Source organism: Arcicella aquatica (assembly GCF_034928825.1).
GTDB lineage: Bacteria > Bacteroidota > Bacteroidia > Cytophagales > Spirosomataceae > Arcicella > Arcicella aquatica.
In genome coordinates, this window is record NZ_JAYFUL010000089.1 from 1 (window position 1) to 4,942 (window position 4,942).

Annotated in this window: 5 protein-coding genes; 1 reads left to right on the plus strand and 4 read right to left on the minus strand. The window is 38.9% G+C overall.

Features of this window, described 5'->3' with window-relative positions:
- Window positions 1–187: 187 nt before the first annotated feature.
- The 4 genes from pstB to VB264_RS24805 are packed head-to-tail and all read right to left on the minus strand — an operon-like array spanning window position 188 to window position 3,504.
- On the minus strand, window positions 188–934 hold the full coding sequence (gene pstB, locus VB264_RS24790) for a phosphate ABC transporter ATP-binding protein PstB (protein WP_323254078.1): 747 nt from the start codon (window positions 932–934) through the stop codon (window positions 188–190).
- A gap of 10 nt (window positions 935–944) precedes the next feature.
- The gene (gene pstA / locus VB264_RS24795; protein ID WP_323254074.1) at window positions 945–1,790 is read right to left on the minus strand and encodes a phosphate ABC transporter permease PstA; all 846 of its coding nucleotides are present in this window, start codon (window positions 1,788–1,790) and stop codon (window positions 945–947) included.
- Entirely contained in the window at window positions 1,787–2,674 is an 888-nt protein-coding gene (gene pstC, locus VB264_RS24800; protein ID WP_323254075.1) for a phosphate ABC transporter permease subunit PstC, read from the minus strand. Before pstC ends, pstA begins: the two co-directional genes overlap by 4 nt.
- Window positions 2,671–3,504 (minus strand): PstS family phosphate ABC transporter substrate-binding protein, encoded by an 834-nt coding sequence (locus VB264_RS24805; RefSeq protein ID WP_323254076.1) that lies wholly within the window; start codon window positions 3,502–3,504, stop codon window positions 2,671–2,673. Before VB264_RS24805 ends, pstC begins: the two co-directional genes overlap by 4 nt.
- Before the next feature lie 446 nt (window positions 3,505–3,950).
- Here VB264_RS24805 and VB264_RS24810 point away from each other — a divergent pair, with 446 nt between their 5' ends.
- Entirely contained in the window at window positions 3,951–4,781 is an 831-nt protein-coding gene (locus VB264_RS24810; RefSeq protein WP_456151984.1) for an IS982 family transposase, read from the plus strand.
- The last annotated feature ends 161 nt before the right edge of the window (window positions 4,782–4,942 follow it).

Here is a 4,942-nt window from a genome sequence, read left to right on the forward strand (position 1 = left end):
TGAGGCGACCAAAGCTCGGTTTGAAAGGCGATTTAAGCCTATTTAAACCAATTTTATCAATAACCACATTTCCATTTCAACTTTTTTAAAAGATGTGGGTAATCATTAGGACTTAAGTCCCTCGCTAGGGATAGTGATTACCTCGCTAGGAATAGTCTTAGACTATGCCAAACAAAGTACAGCCCCATCACCCAAAATGCCCACCAACATAATTTTTGGTAAGTTCTTGTTGGGGATGTTTGAAGATGTTTTCGGCAGTATCGTATTCAATCAATTCACCTAAGTACATAAAAGCAACATAGTCGGATATACGTTGTGCTTGTTGCATATTGTGGGTAACGATTACAATGGTGTAGTTGTTCTTCAAAGTCATAATCAGCTCTTCTATTTTGTTGGTACTGATTGGGTCTAGGGCTGAACACGGTTCGTCCATCAAAATAACCTCGGGGCGTAGCACCACTGTTCGGGCAATACACAATCTTTGCTGTTGTCCACCTGATAACTTTACGGCTGGTTTTTTTAATTCATCCTTTACTTCTTCCCATAAATAGCTTTCTTTAAGGGCTTTTTCAATCATGCTAGGGATTTCGTCCTTCGGGAAATTATGAATATTCAGGGCATACGCAAGGTTGTCGTATATACTCTTGGGTAAGGGGTTGGCTTTCTGAAATACCATTCCTATTCGCTTGCGGATTTCGGTCACAGAATTTTTGTTATCGTATATATTCAAATCGTCAAGCTTTACTACTCCCTCTATTCGTGCGTCGGGCGATAAATCGTGCATACGGTTGAAAGTTCTTAACAAAGTAGATTTTCCACAGCCAGAAGGACCGATTAAGGCAGTAACTTTATTTTTGGGGAAATCTATATTTACGTTTTTCAATACTTTCTTTTCACCAAAATATAGGTTTAAATTATGTGCCGATAGTTTTATGTCTTCCATGTTAGGCTTGTGATTTGTGTTTGAAACGGATATAAAAGGCTATAATATTCAGCATGAAAACCAGTAGAATCAGTACTGCGGCTGTGCCATAAGCCAATGGTCTGACAGATTCTATGGATTGATGCTGTGTTGATAACATATATAAATGATATGGCAGCGCCATAAATTCTTTGTTGACCGATGTAGTAATGCCATTGATATAAAATGCTACCCCTGTAAATAAAATGGGGGCGGTTTCACCTGCTGCCCTCGACATCGTGAGGATAACCCCCGTAAGAATGCCCGGTAGTGCCTGTGGCAAAACTACATCTTTGATGGTTTCGAACTGGGTTACGCCCAATGCCAAGGTGGCTTCTCGCATACTGTTGGGTATTCGTTTTAGGGCTTCTTCGGTAGTAGTAATGATATAGGGCAACGAAAGCAAGCCCAATGTTAGTCCTGCCGATAGCACGGAAGTACCCAACCGTAGGGTTTGTACAAACAAAGCCAGACCAAACAACCCGTAAATAATAGAGGGAATACCTGCCAGATTTCTGATAGACGCCCTGATAATATTGGTAAGCAAAGAGGGCTGTGCGTATTCGTTGAGGTATAAAGCACAGGCTACCCCAAACGGCACCGAAAATAGCGTTGTAATAAAAGTAAGTAAAACAGTGCCAACAATGGCAGGCAGAATGCCTCCCTTTGTCATACCTTCTGTAGGTAATTGGCTGATAAATTGCCATGAGATTGATGAAAAACCCTTCGAGAAAATATCCCAAAGAATTATGCCCAGAATCAGGCAGACTACCAATGTACTGCCCAACAGTAGCAACCAGTTCAAAACGTTTTTTATGTTATTAATCATGCGTCGAATTTTCTTAGTCTGTTAGCAAAATATTCTCCTATTAAATTGATGGTAAGGGTTATTAAAAATAATACTACTGCAATGGCAAACAGGGCGAAGTAATGCGTAGTTTGATAGGGCACTTCGCCCATTTCAATGGCTATGGTAGCTGTAATTGTTCTGACAGAATCCAAGAAACCTTTTGGTAATACAGAGGCGTTGCCCGTAGCCATCAGTACGGTCATGGTTTCGCCTAGCGCCCTGCCCAAACCCAACATCACAGCGGCTATTAACCCTGGTATGGCCGCAGGCAGGGTAACCAGAAATAGGGTTTCCCATTTGTTTGCTCCCAATGCCAAAGAGGCCTCGCGATGGCTTTTGGGTACGGCACTGATGGCGTCCTCGCTGATGGTGATGATGGTCGGCAAAGCCATTACCGATAATAATATTGACCCATTCAAGGCATTCAGCCCATTTTGGATACCAAATATTTGGGCAATGCTTGGTCCTATCAATACTATCCCCAGAAAACCAATAGCCACAGATGGAATAGCCGCCAACATTTCGATGATGGGTTTTAGCACTAATTTTAAGGTAGGATGTGCCATTTCGGATAAAAAGGCGGCCGTAAATATGCCCAAGGGCACGGCTATTATCATCGACCCTAAGGCTACCAAACCAGTACTTACCAATAATGGAGCAATGCCATAATGCCCATTGGTATTTTCGGGATTCCATTGCGAGCCAGTGAAAAAATCAAGGGGTTTTACTTCCAAGAAGAAGGCTATACTATTATACACCAGTAACATAAAGATGCCCCCTAGCAAAGCAATCGTGATAAAACCTGTCGCTTTAAATAGCTGTCGGGCTAGGCTATCGATAAATTCTCTTTTTTGTAAGGTCATGGCTTTATATTTACAGGATAGTATCCCGACGTTTGAATGATTTTTTTGCCAATCTTGCTTTTTTCAAAATCCAGAAAAGGCTTTATTTTAAGGTACGAATCCGATTTGTAATATTGGTATAATGGGCGTTGGAAGTAATATTTACCAGCCCTGATCATGGCAGCATCTAATGGCGAGACCGCCTTTTGGTTTTCCTTGTCATAAATCGTTAGCACTTTTATGCCTTTGTTGCCGTGTATAACATAGCCAGCACCTACATAGCCAATACCCGAATGGTCTGCTTTGATGGCCTCCAGAATTTGGGCATTTCCGTTCATTTGTTTGGCGTACGGCGAAAACTCAATCTTTAATCTTTTCTTGACAAAATCGTGTGTGCCAGAGTTACTTTGTCGGCCATAGATATTAATGGGCAATTTCTTGCTGATTATTGGCGACCAGTCTTTAAACTTACCCCCAAAAACGTTTGCAAGGTTTTGGGTATTGATGGAATCGATGGGGAAGTCGGATGCTACTACAAAAGCGATGGCATCTTGTGCAAAAATAAAAGAGTCGATAGGTATTCCTCTTTGTTTAAAAAGGTCAATTTCCACTTTGTTGATACTCCTAGACGAATTAGCAATATCAGCTGTATTGTTCAATAGCGAGGCAATTCCCAAACCAGAGCCACCCCCCGATATTGAAACAAAGACCTCTGAATTGGTTTGATGAAATGATTCAGCCAATTGCACAGCAAGGTTAACCTCAGTATCAGAACCTTTTATTTTAATGGTATCGTCGTTGTGGGAACAAGAAAATAGAAGAAATAGCAGGAGAAAAATGGAGTACCTCATACTTTTTAGCTTGGTTTGTACTAAAAAGAAGTAAGTAACAAAATTAAAACGTTGAATATAAATAAGTTATGATTATTATTTCATTAAGAAATAGTGGAACTAAGGGAGTGGGGTGTCTAGTTTCAATATCTCGCTTGGCGTTTGTTTCAAACATTATTGTATGAAGGTATTCTTAGAAGGCGACGTCTTGTGGTAAACTGAGTACACAACTTGGAAAAATATACAATGCTTTGCACTTTTGTAAAGTAACATTGCGATTTGCTCTGATGTAGTGAAAGGCAATGCTAAGGGAGGGATAAAAACTAAATAAACTTAAAAGGCAATTAAAATGGAAAAAGAATTTTATTATATAATTTAAGTTGCGACTTATGCTTATAGATTATCTAACACGTCCTATTTTCTAATTTTGTAATATCTCACGTTACAAGTTATTAGCAATTAGGACAATGTTAGACAAAACCATTTGCCTCTACTGTTTAGTAGACGATTATTTTAAGAGTATAAAACACCTTGAAGATAAGCAGCGTAAAATGTATGATGCTCAAGTAGTTGTATTAGCTATCTTAGCGGCACGTTATTTTCATGGAAACTTTGTTTCAGCAGGTTTGTATTTAAGAGACCATCACGGTGTTAAGCTTATTGACAAATCTGGATTAAATCGCCGTTTACATGGCTTAGAATCACATTTTACATGTCTTTTTGGTGTATTATCTCATGTTTTTAAAGAACTAAATACTAATAATATTTATGTGATAGACTCTTTTCCTGTTGCTGTTTGCGGTTCGCCGCCCGGTCATAATATCCGAATTAACCGCTGTAAACTTTTACGTAATGACGTTTACCGAGGGTATAATAGTAGTAAAAGAGAGTATTTCTATGGTTTTAAACTTCAAGTCGTTGTTAGTCAAGATGGTTCTCCAGTTGGCTATTATATTACTGCTGGTAGTATTGCTGATATAACAGCTTTCCAAGCTATGAACTTAGATTTACCACCTCAGAGTACGCTTTATGCCGATTCAGCTTATACTGACTATGAATTAGAAGATTTCTATGCTCAATGTGAGGATATTTATCTTAAAGTAACTCGTAAAAATAACTCAAAAAGACCAGATGAAAGATGTCAAGCATTTCTAAAGGAACACTACAGAAAAACCATAGAACACACTTTCAATGGAATTACCAATTTGTTCCCTCGAAGTATTCATGCTGTCACCATTAAGGGCTTTATATTAAAATTAGTACTTTTTTTATTCGCATACGCAATCGAAAAATTATAGTCCATCAATACGTCGCAACTTAAATTATATAGATGAATTCAATAAAGGCTATTAGTTAAAAATGATTTTACTCACGTGCGAGTTTGCCCGACTGTATGCTCTCATGGGGCTTTTGACTCTAAAGTTGTGTAAAGCACATGCATTTATAAATAAACTATCGG